The 16402-nt window shown below is 40.5% G+C and carries 16 protein-coding genes; 2 read left to right on the top strand and 14 right to left on the bottom strand.

The genetic code is table 11. The features are described 5' to 3' along the window. Window positions 1-73 precede the first annotated feature (73 nt). The 11 genes from W908_RS01955 to W908_RS01905 all read right to left on the bottom strand — a co-directional run bounded on the left by W908_RS01955 (window position 74) and on the right by W908_RS01905 (window position 9800). The gene (locus tag W908_RS01955; RefSeq protein ID WP_020026195.1) at window positions 74-421 is read right to left on the bottom strand and encodes a tRNA-binding protein; all 348 of its coding nucleotides are present in this window, start codon (window positions 419-421) and stop codon (window positions 74-76) included. Then, the gene (locus tag W908_RS01950; RefSeq protein WP_020026196.1) at window positions 421-1434 is read right to left on the bottom strand and encodes an alpha/beta fold hydrolase; all 1014 of its coding nucleotides are present in this window, start codon (window positions 1432-1434) and stop codon (window positions 421-423) included. Before W908_RS01950 ends, W908_RS01955 begins: the two co-directional genes overlap by 1 nt. Window positions 1435-1470: 36 nt before the next feature. Further along, entirely contained in the window at window positions 1471-2784 is a 1314-nt protein-coding gene (gene glnT / locus W908_RS01945; RefSeq protein WP_020023993.1) for a type III glutamate--ammonia ligase, read from the bottom strand. Window positions 2785-2826: 42 nt separating this feature from the next. After that, window positions 2827-4149, bottom strand: coding sequence for an FMN-binding glutamate synthase family protein (locus tag W908_RS01940; protein ID WP_020023992.1), 1323 nt, complete (start codon window positions 4147-4149; stop codon window positions 2827-2829). A gap of 12 nt (window positions 4150-4161) precedes the next feature. After that, window positions 4162-4836: a GltB/FmdC/FwdC-like GXGXG domain-containing protein gene (locus W908_RS01935; RefSeq protein ID WP_053819702.1), complete on the bottom strand. Its 675-nt coding sequence runs from the start codon at window positions 4834-4836 to the stop codon at window positions 4162-4164. A 2-nt stretch (window positions 4837-4838) separates the two neighbouring features. Next, the gene (locus tag W908_RS01930) at window positions 4839-5732 is read right to left on the bottom strand and encodes a class II glutamine amidotransferase (protein ID WP_020026199.1); all 894 of its coding nucleotides are present in this window, start codon (window positions 5730-5732) and stop codon (window positions 4839-4841) included. A 100-nt stretch (window positions 5733-5832) separates the two neighbouring features. Continuing rightward, window positions 5833-7251 carry a glutamine synthetase family protein gene (locus tag W908_RS01925; protein ID WP_020028353.1) on the bottom strand — a complete coding sequence of 473 codons (1419 nt, stop codon included), beginning with the start codon at window positions 7249-7251 and terminating at the stop codon, window positions 5833-5835. Between the two features lie 31 nt (window positions 7252-7282). Beyond that, on the bottom strand, window positions 7283-7831 hold the full coding sequence (locus tag W908_RS01920; protein WP_020023988.1) for an Lrp/AsnC family transcriptional regulator: 549 nt from the start codon (window positions 7829-7831) through the stop codon (window positions 7283-7285). Window positions 7832-7840: 9 nt separating this feature from the next. Beyond that, window positions 7841-8242, bottom strand: a complete 402-nt coding sequence (locus W908_RS01915; RefSeq protein WP_020023987.1) for a cupin domain-containing protein — start codon at window positions 8240-8242, stop codon at window positions 7841-7843. A gap of 9 nt (window positions 8243-8251) precedes the next feature. Further along, complete coding sequence (gene gloA / locus W908_RS01910) at window positions 8252-8677, bottom strand: lactoylglutathione lyase (protein WP_020026201.1); 426 nt, start codon at window positions 8675-8677, stop codon at window positions 8252-8254. Between the two features lie 22 nt (window positions 8678-8699). Beyond that, window positions 8700-9800 carry an aromatic ring-hydroxylating oxygenase subunit alpha gene (locus W908_RS01905; RefSeq protein ID WP_020026202.1) on the bottom strand — a complete coding sequence of 367 codons (1101 nt, stop codon included), beginning with the start codon at window positions 9798-9800 and terminating at the stop codon, window positions 8700-8702. A gap of 143 nt (window positions 9801-9943) precedes the next feature. Between W908_RS01905 and W908_RS01900 the strand changes: the two genes are divergently transcribed. Beyond that, window positions 9944-11335, top strand: coding sequence for an aromatic ring-hydroxylating dioxygenase subunit alpha (locus W908_RS01900; RefSeq protein ID WP_020026203.1), 1392 nt, complete (start codon window positions 9944-9946; stop codon window positions 11333-11335). Window positions 11336-11353: 18 nt separating this feature from the next. Then, window positions 11354-12382: a D-2-hydroxyacid dehydrogenase gene (locus W908_RS01895; RefSeq protein WP_053819701.1), complete on the top strand. Its 1029-nt coding sequence runs from the start codon at window positions 11354-11356 to the stop codon at window positions 12380-12382. On the opposite strand, the gene W908_RS01890 is transcribed toward W908_RS01895, so the two are convergent. From W908_RS01890 to W908_RS01880, 3 genes are read right to left on the bottom strand one after another with little or no spacing between them, the layout of a single operon-like run. Beyond that, window positions 12371-13507: a glycerate kinase gene (locus W908_RS01890; protein WP_053819700.1), complete on the bottom strand. Its 1137-nt coding sequence runs from the start codon at window positions 13505-13507 to the stop codon at window positions 12371-12373. The two genes, W908_RS01895 and W908_RS01890, sit on opposite strands and share 12 nt — an antisense overlap. Before the next feature lie 23 nt (window positions 13508-13530). Beyond that, the gene (locus W908_RS01885) at window positions 13531-15492 is read right to left on the bottom strand and encodes an acetoacetate--CoA ligase (RefSeq protein WP_053819699.1); all 1962 of its coding nucleotides are present in this window, start codon (window positions 15490-15492) and stop codon (window positions 13531-13533) included. Window positions 15493-15506: 14 nt separating this feature from the next. After that, window positions 15507-16373: a DMT family transporter gene (locus tag W908_RS01880; protein ID WP_082344996.1), complete on the bottom strand. Its 867-nt coding sequence runs from the start codon at window positions 16371-16373 to the stop codon at window positions 15507-15509. Between the last annotated feature and the right edge of the window lie 29 nt (window positions 16374-16402).

The following is a 16402-nucleotide window of genomic DNA, read 5'->3' as shown; positions in this document are numbered from 1 at the left end:
ATCAAATCTTAATTTTACAATACAGGCTCTTAATCATTCAGTTATTGGATGAGCAATTACTAAAGACTAAAATCTATAGTAGACGAGAGCCATTATTTATAGGTAAATCATTAGTGGCTAACACCACTGAATTGTCTTTACGGTAAAACCCTAAAACCAAACACTCACTCATAATTGGTCCAACTTGCTTGGGAGCAAAGTTAACAACTGCCATAACTTGCTTATCTTGAAGTTGCTGAATGTTATAAAGATCTGTAATTTGCGAGCTAGATTTTTTGATTCCTATTTCAGATCCAAAATCAACATGCAGAATGTAGGCTGGCTTTCTGGCCTCAGGAAAATCTTCAACCTTAGTAATAGTCCCAACTCTGATATCTACTTTTTCAAAATCTTGCCATGTAATTGTCATATCACTACCCATTATTTCTCTCCAAGTAGTTGTCTTAACCCATCCTCTAGTGCCGAAGTAAAGCCTTTATCATTTCCCGGATTAGCAGCGCAATGGCCAAATGGAGAATCAAAGGGTCGAAATTCAACATTAGTCATATGACTTGCCTCAATAGCGTTATCCTCAGGAGGAAAGTACAAATCCTGAGTGCAGGCCATTAAGATAGATTTAGCCTTAATTGATTTCAGTGCCATCATAAAATTGCCTTGATAAGTTGGGCCAAGACTTATATCGCTAGTCTGCCAAGTTCTTAGCTTACAGAGAAGATTGTTAGCATCCCAATTTTCAGCATGATCTTCCTCCCAGTCCACCAATAAATCCTCAATTGATTCGTAGCCAATTGTTTTATAGAGTGAGTCTCGATAAAAAGTTTGTGAGAATGCCCATCCCGCATAGACCCTCGCAAATGCTTTGAGTCCATCAATAGGAGGAGAGGTGTATTCACCATTATTCCAATTTTGATCTGCACAAAGTGCAGCCCTAATTCCTTCAAGAAACACATAGTTGTGTGGTGAAGTTTTAGCTGAAGCGCAAAATGGTAAGATGGCATCAACAAAATCAGGGTACTGCGCAGCCCACTGATAGGCCTGGCAACCAGCCATTGACCATCCTGTAACGAGTGCAATCCTCTTAACTCCTAATGCCTCAGTGATAAGCCGATACTGGCATGCAACATTATCCCAGAGAGAGACATGAGGGAACCTTGGACCATCCTGAGGTGACTCTGTGTTGCTTGGTGAGGAAGAGAATCCGTTACCAAACATGTCAATTGAAACTACGAAGTGCTTATCTGGATCTATCGCTCTTCCTGGACCAAAGAATCCCTCATTTCTTTGGTGAGAGCCAGTATAAAAAGTAGGCAAAACGACAACATTACTTTTGTTGGCATCCAATGTACCATAGGTTTTATAAGCTAAGAATGCTGATCTTAATGCCTCTCCAGATAGAAGAGTAACATCGCCTAATTCAAATTTTTCGTAGTCCATTTCAGCATATTACTTGTTTAAACACTTTTTGTATAATTAACAGTCTAGAGTATTATCTCTCTCCCACTGGCTTAAGTGGGCTGAATAATCATTCCATTGACTATGCTTTAGCTTGATATAAGCATCAATCAAGTTATCGCCAAGTCTCTCTCTTAAAACATCACTGCCCTCAAGAAGTCTTAGGGCATCGAGTAAGTTTTTAGGAAGCTGTTTATATCCCTCAATATCTTTTCCAAGTTCATACATATTTATATCAAGCGGATCACCCGGATCTCTGTTAGCAGCAATACCATCTAAACCACAAGCAAGAATAGCAGCTTGCATCAGATAAGCATTGGCAGCGCCATCCATCAATCTTAATTCAAATCTCCCAGAGTCTGGTACTCTAATCATGTGAGTTCGGTTATTGCCTCCATACGTAATTGAACTTGGAGACCATGTTGCCCCAGACAAAGTCCTTGGAGCATTAATTCGCTTATAGCTATTGACAGTTGGATTGAATATTGCTGTTAAACGATCTGCGCTATGCATAATGCCACCTAAAAATTGATAGGCTAAAGAAGATAACCCCAAGCCTCTTTTATCATTGTCCCCATTAAAAAGGTTTTTAGTTCCATCAAGGCTCCAGATAGACAAGTGGGAATGACAGCCGTTTCCAGTCAGGTGAGTAAAGGGCTTAGGCATAAATGTTGCCCGCATCCCATGAATTTCAGCAATTGATTTGACCATAAACTTAAAAAATACCTGACGATCTGCTGTAGTTAATGCATCATCAAAGTCCCAGTTCATCTCAAATTGGCCATTGGCATCTTCGTGATCATTCTGATAGGGACCCCATCCAAGCTCAATCATACTGTCACAAATTTGCTTTATAGCTGGATATTGGCGCATTAGTGCTTGCTGATCATAGCAAGGCTTACTTTGGGTATCTTTCTCATCGGCAATATCAGTTCCATCATCATTAATTAAATGGTACTCACACTCAACACCCGTTTTCATTCTAAAGCCTTGCTTCTCAGCCTCGGCTAACTGTCGCTTTAAAGCAACGCGGGGAGATGCCTCTACTGGTTTTCCATCCATCCATAGATCTGAGGCAAGCCATGCCACTTCTGGCTTCCATGGTAATTGAATTAAACTATCTGGATCAGGGATAGCAAACATGTCAGGATGGGCAGGTGTCATGTCAAGCCAGGCAGCAAATCCTGCGAAACCAGCGCCATCTTTTTGCATATCATCAATAGCCCTTGCTGGAACTAATTTAGAGCGAAGACTGCCAAATAAATCCACAAAGCTAATCAAAAAGTATTCAATCCCTCTCTCTTTAGCGACCTTACTAAGTTTAATAGCCATAAATTCTCCTATCTGTCATGTTTTATAAATAATTTAAGTAGTTTACATCCCATTTTTTCCAGGAATCCAACTTGTACCTGCTAACGGGACTCCAGCCATAGCTGCAGCTTCCATTGTTAATGCTACCATATCCTCTGGCTCCAAATTATGGACATGGCTTTTGCCACAGGCGCGAGCCAAAGTTTGTAACTCGAGTGTCAAAACATTGATATAGTTTGCCAATCTTCGACCCCCTAATATTGGGTCCAATCTTTTTGCAAGTTCGGGATCTTGAGTCGTAATTCCGGCTGGATCATTTCCCGCCTGATAATCATCCCAAAAGCCAGCAGCTGAACCAATCGCCTTATACTCATCATCAAACTCTGGACTTTGGTCACCCAAAGCGATGAGCGCAGCAGTACCTATAGAGACTGCATCAGCGCCGAGTGCTAAGGCTTTTGCAACGTCAGCACCACTCCTGATGCCGCCAGAAACTATTAACTGCACCTTGCGATGCATATCCATCTCCTGCAAAGCTTCAACAGCCATTCTTACTGCTGGCAGTGTTGGGATTCCTACATGCTCAATAAAGACATCTTGAGTTGCTGCTGTTCCGCCTTGCATGCCATCAACAACGACAACATCTGCCCCAGCTTTAACTGCTAGAGTAACGTCATAAAAAACACGGGTGGCGCCAACCTTTACATAAATAGGCTTCTCCCAATTAGTGATTTCACGAAGCTCTTGAATCTTAATTTCAAGATCATCTGGTCCTGTCCAATCTGGGTGACGACACGCTGAACGTTGATCTATTCCCTCGGGAAGATTTCTCATTTCTGCAACTCGTGGTGAAATTTTTTGACCCAAAAGCATGCCACCTCCGCCTGGCTTAGCGCCCTGACCAAGAACAATTTCAATGGCATCAGCACGCCTTAAGTCATCAGGATTCATACCATATCTTGATGGCAAGTACTGGTATACGAGTGTTTTAGAGTGCCCTCTCTCTTCAGGCGTCATACCGCCATCACCTGTTGTAGTGCTTGTACCAGCAAGTGTAGCACCCCTTCCCAGGGACTCTTTTGCCTGGGCTGAAAGAGATCCAAAACTCATACCAGCAATAGTGACTGGTGTTTTCAAATGGATTGGATTTTTTGCAAATCGATTTCCCAAGACAACTTCAGTGGTACATTTTTCCCTGTAGCCCTCTAAAGGGTAGCGGGAAGTTGACGCCCCAAGAAAAACTAAGTCATCAAAAGTAGGGATATCTCTTTTTGCACCAAAGCCACGGATATCATAAATACCTGTTTTAGCTGCTCGCTGAATTTCAGCAATAACATGCCTTGGAAAAGTGGACGATTCTATTAATGTTGGATTATCTTTACTCATAATCTAGTCTCCTTAGTATTCATCAACTTGGTCAATGTCAAAATTATATAATTTTCGTGCAGAACCGTAGCGTCTAAAATCTTCGACCTTATGGTTCATATTTGATTGTTTTAGTAATTCTTTAAGCTCTTTTTTGTGCTCATCACGCATTTCTTTTTCAATACAATCTGTACCCAAACTTTTGACTTCACCGCGAACATAAATTTTGGCCTCGTAAACAGAGTCCCCTAAAGCATCTCCAGCATCACCACAAACTACAAGACAACCCGACTGTGCCATGAATGCGCTCATGTGTCCGATATTACCGCCCACTACAATATTGACTCCCTTCATTGAAATGCCGCAACGCGAACTCGCATCGCCCTCAATAATAAGTAAACCACCATGGGCAGTTGCAGCTGCATATTGGGATGCATTTCCTGTGACGCGCACCTCACCAGACATCATGTTTTCAGCAAGACCAGGTCCAGCATTACCATTGATTACAATATTTGCCTGTTGGTTCATACCCGCGCAATAATAGCCGACATGGCCATTAATCTCGACATTAATCTCTGAGATCAGTCCCACAGAAAGTGCGTGCTTACCAACCGTATTATTGACAGAGAACTGATCTCCTGAAGAGCCGCTCTGCAATTTTTCATTGAGCTCTCTGACACTGCTTTCATTTAAATTAATTGCCGTCATATTTAACTCCTTTTCCAACTGTAAATTTGTGTTGGTTCAGGCTCCCATATGCGTGCATTTTCAGCACCCGGAAGGGTTGCAATTGCCCTATATTCTGAAGACATAGCAGCCCAATCATCTGTCTCAGCCATGATGGCTGGTTTACATCCAATTGGATCTCTCATCACAGCAAATCCATCCTTAGTTCCAATGGCAAAAGTATAAAAGCCATCGAGGTCCTCAATGGCATGATTAAGCGCCTCATCAAGATCATCACCCTCACTCAAGCGCCAACTCAAATATCCTGCAGCAACCTCACTGTCATTGTCGGTTTTGAATTGAACACCTGCTCGCTTTAACGTTTCACGAAGACGGTTATGATTTGACAATGAGCCGTTGTGTACCAGGCATAAATCTTGCCCCGTAGAAAAGGGGTGAGAGTGCTCAGTCGTAATAGCACTTTCAGTCGCCATTCTTGTATGCCCAAGTGCGTGCGTTCCGGTCATATTTTTAATGTCAAACTGTTTGATAAAATCTGCAGGGTTGCCCTTGCCCTTGAAAATTTCGATATTAGTTCCTGCGCTTGTGACACTAAGGTCGGTCCAATTTGAAGCAAGCCAATGCTCGACTTCACTCAACGAATTATCCAGAGAGAGAACTGCATGATTTTGAGTCACAGTGAATTTGTTGAGAGAAAAATGAGAGTTAACTGCTTTTTCAAATGAAGCCCAGTCAAAATCTAATTTTTGAGAAAGCACAGTCACCTTACACCCTTTGTCATTTGGATCTCGATAGACAGCCATACCAGCGCTATCAGGACCTCGTTCTGTCATCTCACTTAACATAGGCGCAACTAGTGCCCCTAGTTCAGACTCAAGGGCAGGATTTTTAATAAAAAGTCCAACAATTCCACACATATTTACTCCCAATAATCAACACAATCTTTGAATTAAAATTAACTCAAAAAAAGATAGTTTAAATTAAAAACGTACTAATTTTTTAGTAATGATTTAATATCTAGTAGAGTCTTAAAAACTCCTGAACTTCCCAATCAGTTACTGCCTGATGATATCGATCCCATTCGTCTTTCTTATAAGAGAAAAATTGAAGAAGCATCGAATCTCCTAGCACTTCTCTAGCAAAGTCATCTTCATTTAAGGACTCAATAGCCTCAAGAAGATTGCGAGGCAATGATTTGATGTTAGATGCCTCCATTTCTTCAGGAGTCAAGGTATACAGATTCAGATTTAATGGCTTGCCTGGATCAATTTTATTTTTAATACCGTCTAAAGCAGAAGCTGTTGTCATGGCTAGAGAAAGGTATGGGTTCATGCACATATCCGCTGCACGATTTTCAATACAGAAACGATTCTGAGGAAGTCTAATCATACAAGAGCGATTATTGTCGCCATATGCCATTGTCGTAGGAGCCCAAGTATAAACGCCGCCCTCAAAACCGCCTACAATTGGAACTAGCCCATTGTATGAATTGACAGTAGAACAGGCTATCGCAGTAATTGAAGTACCATGCTTAATTAAGCCACCAACAGCGTGATAAGCCACATCAGAAAACTTACCATCTTTTCCTTCAAAGATATTCTTATTGTCTGTTTTGCTTGTCATGCTAAAGTTAATATGGGCGCCAGATCTCCAGTCACCAATCGTTGGCTTCGGCATAAAGGTGATAAACATTCCATACTTTTTGGCAACTTCTTTAAGAAGCACTCTCAAGAAGACTAATCGGTCTGCCATCTGTAGAATATTTGTATAAGTAAAGTCTAACTCAAATTGAGAGTAGGCACCTTCGCAGACCACGTCCTTCATCTCCCAGCCCAGATCATTAACAATATCGATTAATTCTTTCAGAAACTCCATCGAGTCAATTGAGTACTCAACATCATATCCAAAGGCCTGCCTTCTTGGTCTCAGGCCTTCACCTGGAAGTGGGTCATCATCAATCGCCTTGACTGGCTGACCATCTTCATAACGCATTGCAATAAATTCTGGCTCAATGCCACAGAAAGCTTTATAACCAGCATCATCTGCATTTTGAACAGCTCTTTTGAGTGTCTGTCGAGGGCATAAGTTATAAGGTTCATCCTCCCACCACAAGTCAGAAAAAACCCATACGCAGGTTTTATCCCATGGGCAAATAACGAGACTATCTAGATCTGGAACTGGAATTTGATCCGAATCATTAGGCCCCAATTCTGGAACAAATGAGACTGAATGTACAGCAAATTGTGGCCCTTTTCCTGCACACAATGCTTCAAATTCTGCAAAAGGTATTGGCTTAGTTTTAGGTAGCCCAAGCATATCAATCCAACATGACAAGATATACTTAATGCCGGCTTTTTCAAGTCGCGCTTTTTCTTCAGCCACTCGCTTTTTTGAGGGCAGCGCATCCGCCATCTTTGTGTGGTAAATTTTAGTCATATTTTTCTCCTTCTATTTTTTGTATTCATTATCAAAGCTTCTCTTGAGACTTTAACAAGAACTGATTTTTAAATGTTGATAATCCCTTCATAACCTCAACATCTTTTATATCGTCGTTGTTAAAGCAATGTTCTTCTAGAAATTTACTTAGCGTGTCGTCACTTTCTGATGCAATCTCCACTAGTAAGTCATATCGCCCAGTAACCCACATAATAAAAACAATTTCATTACAATTTTCAAGTCTTTTAGCTACGAGGCTTGGACTTGAGCTAGATGCAACTTTGATCCCTAACATGGAATCAGTTGAATAATTGATAGCCGAGCGGTCGACAAGAGCTTTGATTTGCAAAACGCCGGCATCCTTCATTCGGTTAACTCGATTTCTAACCGTGCCTTCAGAAATATTCAGACTATTAGCGATCTCTTTAAAAGGTAATCGCCCATCTAATTCAAGTAAATCAATAATTTGTTGATTTAATTTATCCTTAAGGGTGTCTCGTGTCGGCAGCTGTGAACTTAAATCACTTGCTTTATCATTAACTTGATTTAAATTAATTAAACGACTACTCGAGTTACTCATCTTAATAGCCTAATTTTGTGGCATATCTTCTGGATCTATTCCAGGAACAAACGTTATGCCAGCTTGCTGCTTCCAATCATGAGGATAGGCCGCATAAAAAATGACGCACTTCTCATCACACTCATAGGCAATCGAATTATCTTTTGGTACATATAGCACATCACCAGGACTGCATTCATAAGCTACGCCATCACAAGTCAACCTAAATGTACCTTCCATGCAGTAAATAATCTCATCACACGTCAGCTCCCAAGGAACAGATACTTCGTTTAAAAAATTTAGACCGCCACACATCGTGTCACTTACAGCGCTTGTAACAAATGGTTTGATATAACTTTTACCTGGCTCTAAGGTGTGCAGGCGGTGCTCAATTTCACTAAATTTGTATAATTGTGGTTTATTCTCTTTCATTATTTTTCCTTATTCAGTTAGTTCAAGTTTTTCATTTAATTCGACAACGTATCCATCTGGATCCTCAATGAATGCGAGTATTCGAGTGCCAGCATTCATCGGCTTTGCTGGACTCAGTATTTTGGCTCCACTGGCTTCTAAATCCTCAACAGCCTTATAAACGTCTGGCGTTTCAATGCAGATATGACCCCATCCATTTCCTTTGTCATAGTGAGCCTCTTGATCCCAGTTATGAGTGAGCTCCAGTGCTGGAAATTCTATCTCTGGCCCGTACCCTACAAACGCATTAGTGTATCGCCCTCCCGGGTAGTCCGTTTTTCTGAGAACATTCATTCCCAGTATGTCGCAATAAAAGTGGATTGATTTATCTAAATCCAGTACCCGCATCATCGTGTGTGCTAATCTATAGTCACTATTAAAATTTTCATCTGCCATCATTACTCCTCATTAATAATATTTATTTGGTTACAGCATCAGCAATCATTTGCTGAAAGGCTCTGACACTATCCTCCCAGAAGGGAGAAAGTAAACCGCCATTCTTTGAAGCTGGGGACAATCTTCCGAGCTGCATTTTTTCACAAATCGCATGATCTTCTTTATGAACATCCCACCACAACTTCTTAATCTCCTCTACACTTTTATCCGAAATAGCTTTCCCATCTGTTGTGTAGATAACTCTTTTTTGAAGGGTGTGTCCAGAATCAGTTGGTACATTTAAATAAACCCCAATCTGATCAGGGAAATATCGCCCAATTATAAAATTTGGAAATAGGGTGAGGTATCTTGAGCTGACAGACAAACTTCCCTCAACTTTATCATTTTCATCCAGATCAATTGCACTTCCAACACAGACACCATCGACAATTGTGTAGTGATCTTCAAGTGGCTGATTCGTTGTGGTTCTATGAACAAACTGAACATGGTAAGGCTCTATGAAATTTTCCATTAAAAATTTCCAGTTTGTCTCTATCTCACCAAAATCAAGAGTTGCAACAGGATTCATTTTTTTAAAGTCTATGTCTTGAAAGTTATTAATTAATGGCTTAGCGTATTCCTCAAAATCTTGAGATTCACTATTCAAATTAACAAATATCCAATCATGCCAGATTGCAATTTTGACAGAATGAAGTCCATGCTCTGTCATATTAAATCCTTCAGGTTGGTGCTCTCTCCCTCCAAAAAAAGGAGTGGCGCAAAGATCACCGTCTAGATTATAGGTCCATGAATGATATGGGCAAGATAGCATTGAACCAACATTGCATGCCTCATCAACAATTTTAAGGCAACGATGTGAACAGGAATTATGAAATGCATTGATACTTCCGTTAACGTTCTTAATCAGAAGCACTGGCTGACCAGCAACATTTACTGGAACTGCATCGCCAGGTTCATTAAATTCATGAGCAAAGCCAACAAATACCCAATTATTTGAGAAGACAGTTTGACATTCAGTTTTATAAAATTCTTCACTGGTATAAGCCATGCTTGGTAAACCATGCTTTAGGGCACCTTCTTTATTAAAAGAAGAAAGGTTATCTGTAATGAATGATGAATCCATATTTAGAATTTGATTATTAAGTATCAAGATTATAAACCCAATTATTGCATATTAAGTAATTACTTGATAATTAGTTGGCAATATGGTCATTATTTAATTAAAAATTGATTAATATGTAAATATGTTTGGTATTATTTGAATGAATGAAGTCAGATAAATTATTGGGGAATAGAGGTTTGAGCATCAAAAAAAATAGCACAGATATTAATCTAAAAGGTTTTTCAGGCTATGAATTAAAACATTCTAAAGAGATAGATGATGAAATCGCACGGATTGGTCCAGGAACTAAAGCAGGTGAATACTTCAGAAGATACTGGCATCCAATTTTTATTTCATCAGAACTTGGAGACCTTCCTGTAGCAATAAAAATCCTAGGTGAGGAGTTAGTTTTATTCCGAGACCAGAGTTTACAGTTAGGCTTAGTTCACAAGCATTGCCCACATCGACAAGCGTCACTTGAATTTGGAATTTGTCAAAAAACAGGTATTAGCTGCTGCTATCATGGGTGGCATTTTGATGTTGATGGTTCCATTTTAGAGGTGCCAGGACAGCCAGAGCATACTCAAGACTTTATAAAGCAAAAGGTAAGACTTGGTGCTTATCCAACTCATGAATTCAAAGGTCTTATTTTTGCCTATCTAGGGCCAATAGAAAAAAAGCCTGAGTTTCCTAACTACGACAGTCTAGATTTTGATGGCATGGAAATGGTTCCATACAAGGCTCCATTTGATTGCAATTGGCTTCAAGTACTTGATGCAATAGTTGACCCAATACATACATCATTTCTTCACTCTAATATGAGTCGTCAACAGTTCTCTGAAGGTTTTGGTGAAGTAGGCCAAATTGATTTTTTTGAACGTGATAATTGGATTCTTGGATGCAACACAAGAAGGGTGGGGGACAATGTCTGGTTTAGAGTTAATGAGGTTGTTCTGCCAAACTTTACGCAAGCCGGCGCAGCATTTGCGGCTGATGGAACCAGGCAAATACTTTATGGGCGCAGCTCATTCACAAGATGGGTTGTCCCAGTTGATGATGAAACTACCATTTGCTATGCATGGGCAAATTTTGGTGAACGGGGTGACCCTCAAGAATACAATACTCCAGAGGGTCCAGAACTTATTGAGCAAGGTGAGATATTCGATCGTCCTTATGAGCAGCGCCAAAGATTTCCAGCAGATAGAGAGGCATGCGAGGGCATGGGTCCAATCAATATTCATAAAAATGAAAACTTACTGGCTAGTGATCAGGGCGTTGCAATGATGCGCCAAAAAATTAGGGAACAAATCAGAAGTCTAGATGCAGGCAAAGAGCCATTAAAAGTAACCGAATTAAAAGACTCGCCTATACCAACCTACGGGGGAGATTCAGTAATTAATATTCCAAGCAGTGTTCAAGATGAAAATGACTTCTTCAGCAAACTTGCTCATGAATTCATTAAAATTCAGTTTGAAGTAGATGGAAAATCTGAAAAAGAGAGAGTTGAAATCGTCACAAATAAATTAAAAGAAATTCAGTCAAGAGAAAATCCTTAAACTCATGCAAAACAAGCTATGAAGAGTGATAAAAAAATAAGAGTTCATTTTAAGAGTAATCATGCCAATCCTGATTCATTCCCTCCAACTATAGAGGGAGAGAATGTTTTTGCAATGACTAAAGAGCGGTTCGATAAAGCAATTACAAATTACCCTGACCTCATCCATAAGATTGAACCTATTTTTGACTGGGATCTTGATAACTTTTATGAGTCCATGAAGACAGCTGAAGTCCTTGTTTGCTGGGATTTTCCGACTGAAAATCTATCGGAAATTGCTCCTAATTTAAAGTGGATACATATCATTGGTGCTGGGGTTGAGCATTTATGTCCGATGGATTGGGTTCCTGAAAATGTCTCTGTTGTAAATAATAGAGGTGTTCATTCTGCTAAGGCTGGAGAGTTTGGACTGATGAGCGTTCTAATGCTGCACACTCATATTCCTGAAATAGTCAGAAATCAACAGAGTAATCATTGGGAGTCTCTATACTCTTCTCCCATCGTCGGAAAAACTTTACTTGTTATTGGAGTTGGAAACATTGGTTATGCGGCTGCTCAAAAGTGTAAGCTTCTTGGAATGAATGTGATTGGTGCGAGTCGTCACGGAAAAGATCTAGATGATATTGACCAAATGGTCACTCAAGATGAGCTCGATGAAGTACTTCCCCTTGCTGACTATATATTTATGTCAACGCCAAACACAAAGGAGACTTATAACCTTTTGGATAAAAGACGTCAATCGTTAATGAAGCCTGGAGTAGGAATCATTAATGTTGGTAGAGCGGCAACAATGGACTATGACGCGCTTGTTGATAACTTAAACTCTGGCCACATTAAGGCAGCAATCATTGACGTGTTTGACCCTGAACCTCTTCCATCAGATTCTAAGCTGTGGACTACACCTAACCTTATGGTTATGCCTCACATCTCAGCCGATGATGGTGACACCTATATCCCACTGACGCTCGATTTGGTGATGATGAATATGCGCAGATATATTGCACATGAGGGCCTTAATAATCTCGTTAACCCTGAATTAGGTTACTAAAACTTTGAAATCCTCTGCAGCTTTTTGAGAGACACTTTTAAGGCACCCATAAGGGTCCTCAAAAGCCTTTTCAATTGAAAACTTTGCATTAACAATGCCGTACGAGTTAGTTACATTGAACTTTTGATTAAAAGTTTTTGGATCATCAACTGAGCCTGCAATGACAATAACTTTGCAGTTCAACTGATTTGCATATTTAATAACGCCAATTGGAGCCTTGCCTCTTTTGCTTTGACTATCAATCCGGCCCTCCCCAGTAATCACTAGATCTGCATCCAATAAATATTGATTAAAGTTGAGCGCCTCGAGGACAATGTTAATTCCGCTCTTAAGTTCTGAATTTATGAAAGCTGAAATGCCAAAACCTAGCCCGCCAGCAGCACCGAACCCAGGCCGATCATTTAACTGACTGCCTAACTGACTTGAGATGATCTCATAATAGTTAGTCATGATTGACTCTAGCTCTTCAATCATTTTATTGCTCGCGCCCTTTTGCGCTGCAAAAACTTTAGAGGCGCCTTTTTCTCCTAAAAGCGGGTTATCTACATCACAGGCTATCTCGATAGATGTGTTCTTTATTCGTGTATCTATATGATTGAAATTAATATCAGATAACAAGCTTAGAGTTTCAAAATGACCATTCAATTCATTGCCTTCAGAGTCCAAAAACTGAACACCGATTGCCCTTAAAAATCCATATCCTCCATCATTAGTAGCGCTTCCTCCAAGACCAATAATGATTTTTTTTGCTCCTTTATCTAGCGCGGCGACTACAAGCTGTCCGACTCCAAAACTGGAAGCAGTCATTGGGTTTCTTTTGTTTGCTTGAACTAAATGCAAGCCACATGCTTCTGCAATCTCAATCACAGCTGTTTTTGAGTTTCCAAGCATCCCCCACTTAGCACTTGTGATATTACCCATTGGCCCTTCGACCTCTGAGAACTCAAAACTTCCATCAGTTGCTCTTACCATTGCCTCGACTGTGCCTTCACCACCATCAGCGATTGGAATCTTAATGATTTCAGCCTCTGGAAAAACATTTTGAAAGCTTGACTCAATAGTACTGGCAACCTCAAATGCTGAGAGTGTTTCTTTAAAAGAATCAGGAGCTATGACTATTTTCATAATATGTAATTAGTTTAGATAGCTCAAATTGATAGGAGCTCTACACGGTTTTTAAAAAACTCTAAAGCCTCAGGGTTTGCAAGCGACTCCTTGTTTTTAATCTCACGCCCGTGCACTATATCACGAACCGAAATCTCTACGATTTTTCCGGATTTTGTTCTAGGAATATCACCAACTTCTAATATCTTTGCTGGAACATGTCTCGGTGTGCACTCTGTGCGGATAGTTGACTTAATCCCCTTAATGAGAACATCTGTAAGCTCCTGCCCTTCGCGCATCTTCACAAAAAGCACAACACGTACATCATTTTTCCATTCCTGCCCAATCACGATGCTCTCAAGTACCGCCTCAACTTTATCTACTTGACGGTAAATCTCTGCAGTACCAATGCGAACACCTCCAGGATTAAGGACCGCATCCGAACGCCCATAAATCACAACGCCGCCATGCTCTGTGATTTCCGCAAAATCACCATGGGCCCAAACATTTTCAAAATTTTCATAGTAGGCAGAATGATATTTCTTATCTCCCTCATCACTCCAAAAGAACACCGGGCGAGATGGGAATGATTGTGCACAAATAAGCTCACCACGCTCTTGATGAACAGATTCACCTTCATCAGTCCAAACTTGCACATCCATGCCAAGCCCAGGCGCTTGTATTTCACCCCGATAAACCGGCAGGATCGGCACGCCCAAAACAAAGCATGAGACAATATCTGTACCTCCAGAGATCGATGCGAGATGCAGATCATCTTTAATCTCAGAATACACAAAATCATAACCTTCTGCAGAAAGCGGTGATCCGGTTGAAGCCATGCCACGAAGCGCCTCAAGATTGTGTTCAGATTTCGGAGAGAAGCCCACTTTTTGTAACGCCTCAACATACTTAGCTGAAGTGCCAAATAACGTAAATTTTTCAGCCTCTGCAAAATCCCAAAGTGTTCTCGGTCCTGGATAAAATGGTGAGCCATCATATAGCATTACCGTTGCCTTACTAGCTAAAGCTGAAACCAACCAGTTCCACATCATCCAAGAACAAGTTGTGAAATAAAATACTCGATCATCTTCGCGAACATCGGCATGTAGCTGAAGCTCTTTAAGATGCTGTAAAAGTGTGCCTCCGTGGCCATGGACTATGCACTTAGGCGCGCCCGTCGTGCCTGAAGAATAGAGTATACAAAGTGGATGATCAAAAGGGACATGCGTAAACACGACTTCATTCTCTGGTTGGTTTGATAACACCTCCAAAAGAGTTGAACAGCTCTCTATATCGCCCTGATATGTTTGAATATATTCAACCATTATGATATTTTCGATTGAAGGTAAATTATCTAAAAATCCCTTAACTCTCTCAATTGTGTCATGCGCTTTTCCATTGTAATAATAGCCATCAACAACAAAAATCAACTTGGGCTCAATCTGCCCAAAACGATCCAAAACACCTTGCTTACCAAAATCAGGCGAGCAGCTAGACCAAATCGCTCCAATTGAACTTGTAGCGAGCATACCAATAATAGCCGCAGGATGATTTGGGAGAAAGGCTGCAACTCGATCTCCTGGGCCAACACCACAAGCCTTCATATGTGCTTGAACTTTGGCAACTTGCTCATAGAGATCATTAAAAGAAAGGCGTAATTCGACCTTGTTCTCACCTCGAAAAACGATCGCATCTGCTTTGTCGCGACGTGCCAGCATAGTTTCAGAAAAATTTAAGGACGCTTCAGGAAACCATTTGGTATCAATCATCGACTCGCCCACTCGCACAGGGCCTGAAAAATCACCTATAGCACCGCAATAATCCGCAACCAATCGCCAAAACTTATCAGAGTGATCAATAGAATACTGATGCAAATCCCAATAATTTGAAAAGTCTAGACCTGCTTTCTGGTTCGCATGACTTAAGAGCTTTGTGATATTCGCGTTACGAATTTGAGACTCATTTGGTTTCCAGATCGGTGAATCCACTGATTCCTCCTCAAACAATACCGATAATTGTTTTAATTATACTTTTTACCCCATCGTTCTAGAGAAATGGTTGCAATAAAAATGATAAACATACCGACCCACTGACTCATCCCAAGGGCATCTTGCAAAAGCATCACACCTAAAAGTATTGTAAATACTGGCTCTAGATACATTACGTTAGATGTCCTAACAGGCCCAATGAGAGAGATTGATTTAAAGAAAAAATAGAAGCCTCCACTCATTCCCATTGCGGAGAGAATACTCCACATGAGCATTTCAGATGAGACCGATGCAATTGGATCCGAATTCAGGATAAAGTATATGGATACAAATATTAATGAAGGCAAGACTGTTATGTATTTAACGAGTCCCCAACCAGACTCAACGCTATCGTGCCTGGATAGAATGTTGACTGTGACTTGAGCGCAGGAGGCAACCAATCCCCAAAATATGCCCCACAAATTCCAATCACTTGAGTCGCCCTGAACCAAAACCCAAATACCAAATAGCGAAACTAATAGAGCGGCAACTGATAAAAGATCAATGGATCTACTTTTGATAAGAGAATTTACAAAAAAGGTAATGATAGGGAACGTGTAAATCACGACTACAGCAAGGCTCAGCGGAATTAACTTGATTGAATACATGTAAGAAGAAATAAAGAGGGCCTGGAACAGACTTATTAAGATGAGTCTAGTATGAGCTGATCTACTTTTAGCTTTCTTAGGTGACTTATTTAGAATGCTTGCAAATATAAAGGTGCTGACATAGCGTACCGAGAGAAGAAGGAATACAGTTCCTCCGACTCCATAAAAATACGGGACTACTGTAGCAGCAAGAGAGAAAAAGAATGCCGCTAATATTGCCGTGATAACGCTTGCCGATAGATTATTGGACACAGTAAGTTAAGAATCACAAATGATAAGAG

The sequence above is a fragment of the Candidatus Pseudothioglobus singularis PS1 genome (assembly GCF_001281385.1).
Lineage (GTDB): Bacteria > Pseudomonadota > Gammaproteobacteria > PS1 > Pseudothioglobaceae > Pseudothioglobus > Pseudothioglobus singularis.
Note: the sequence above shows the minus strand (reverse complement) of the source record. Positions and strands in the feature narration are given on the sequence as shown.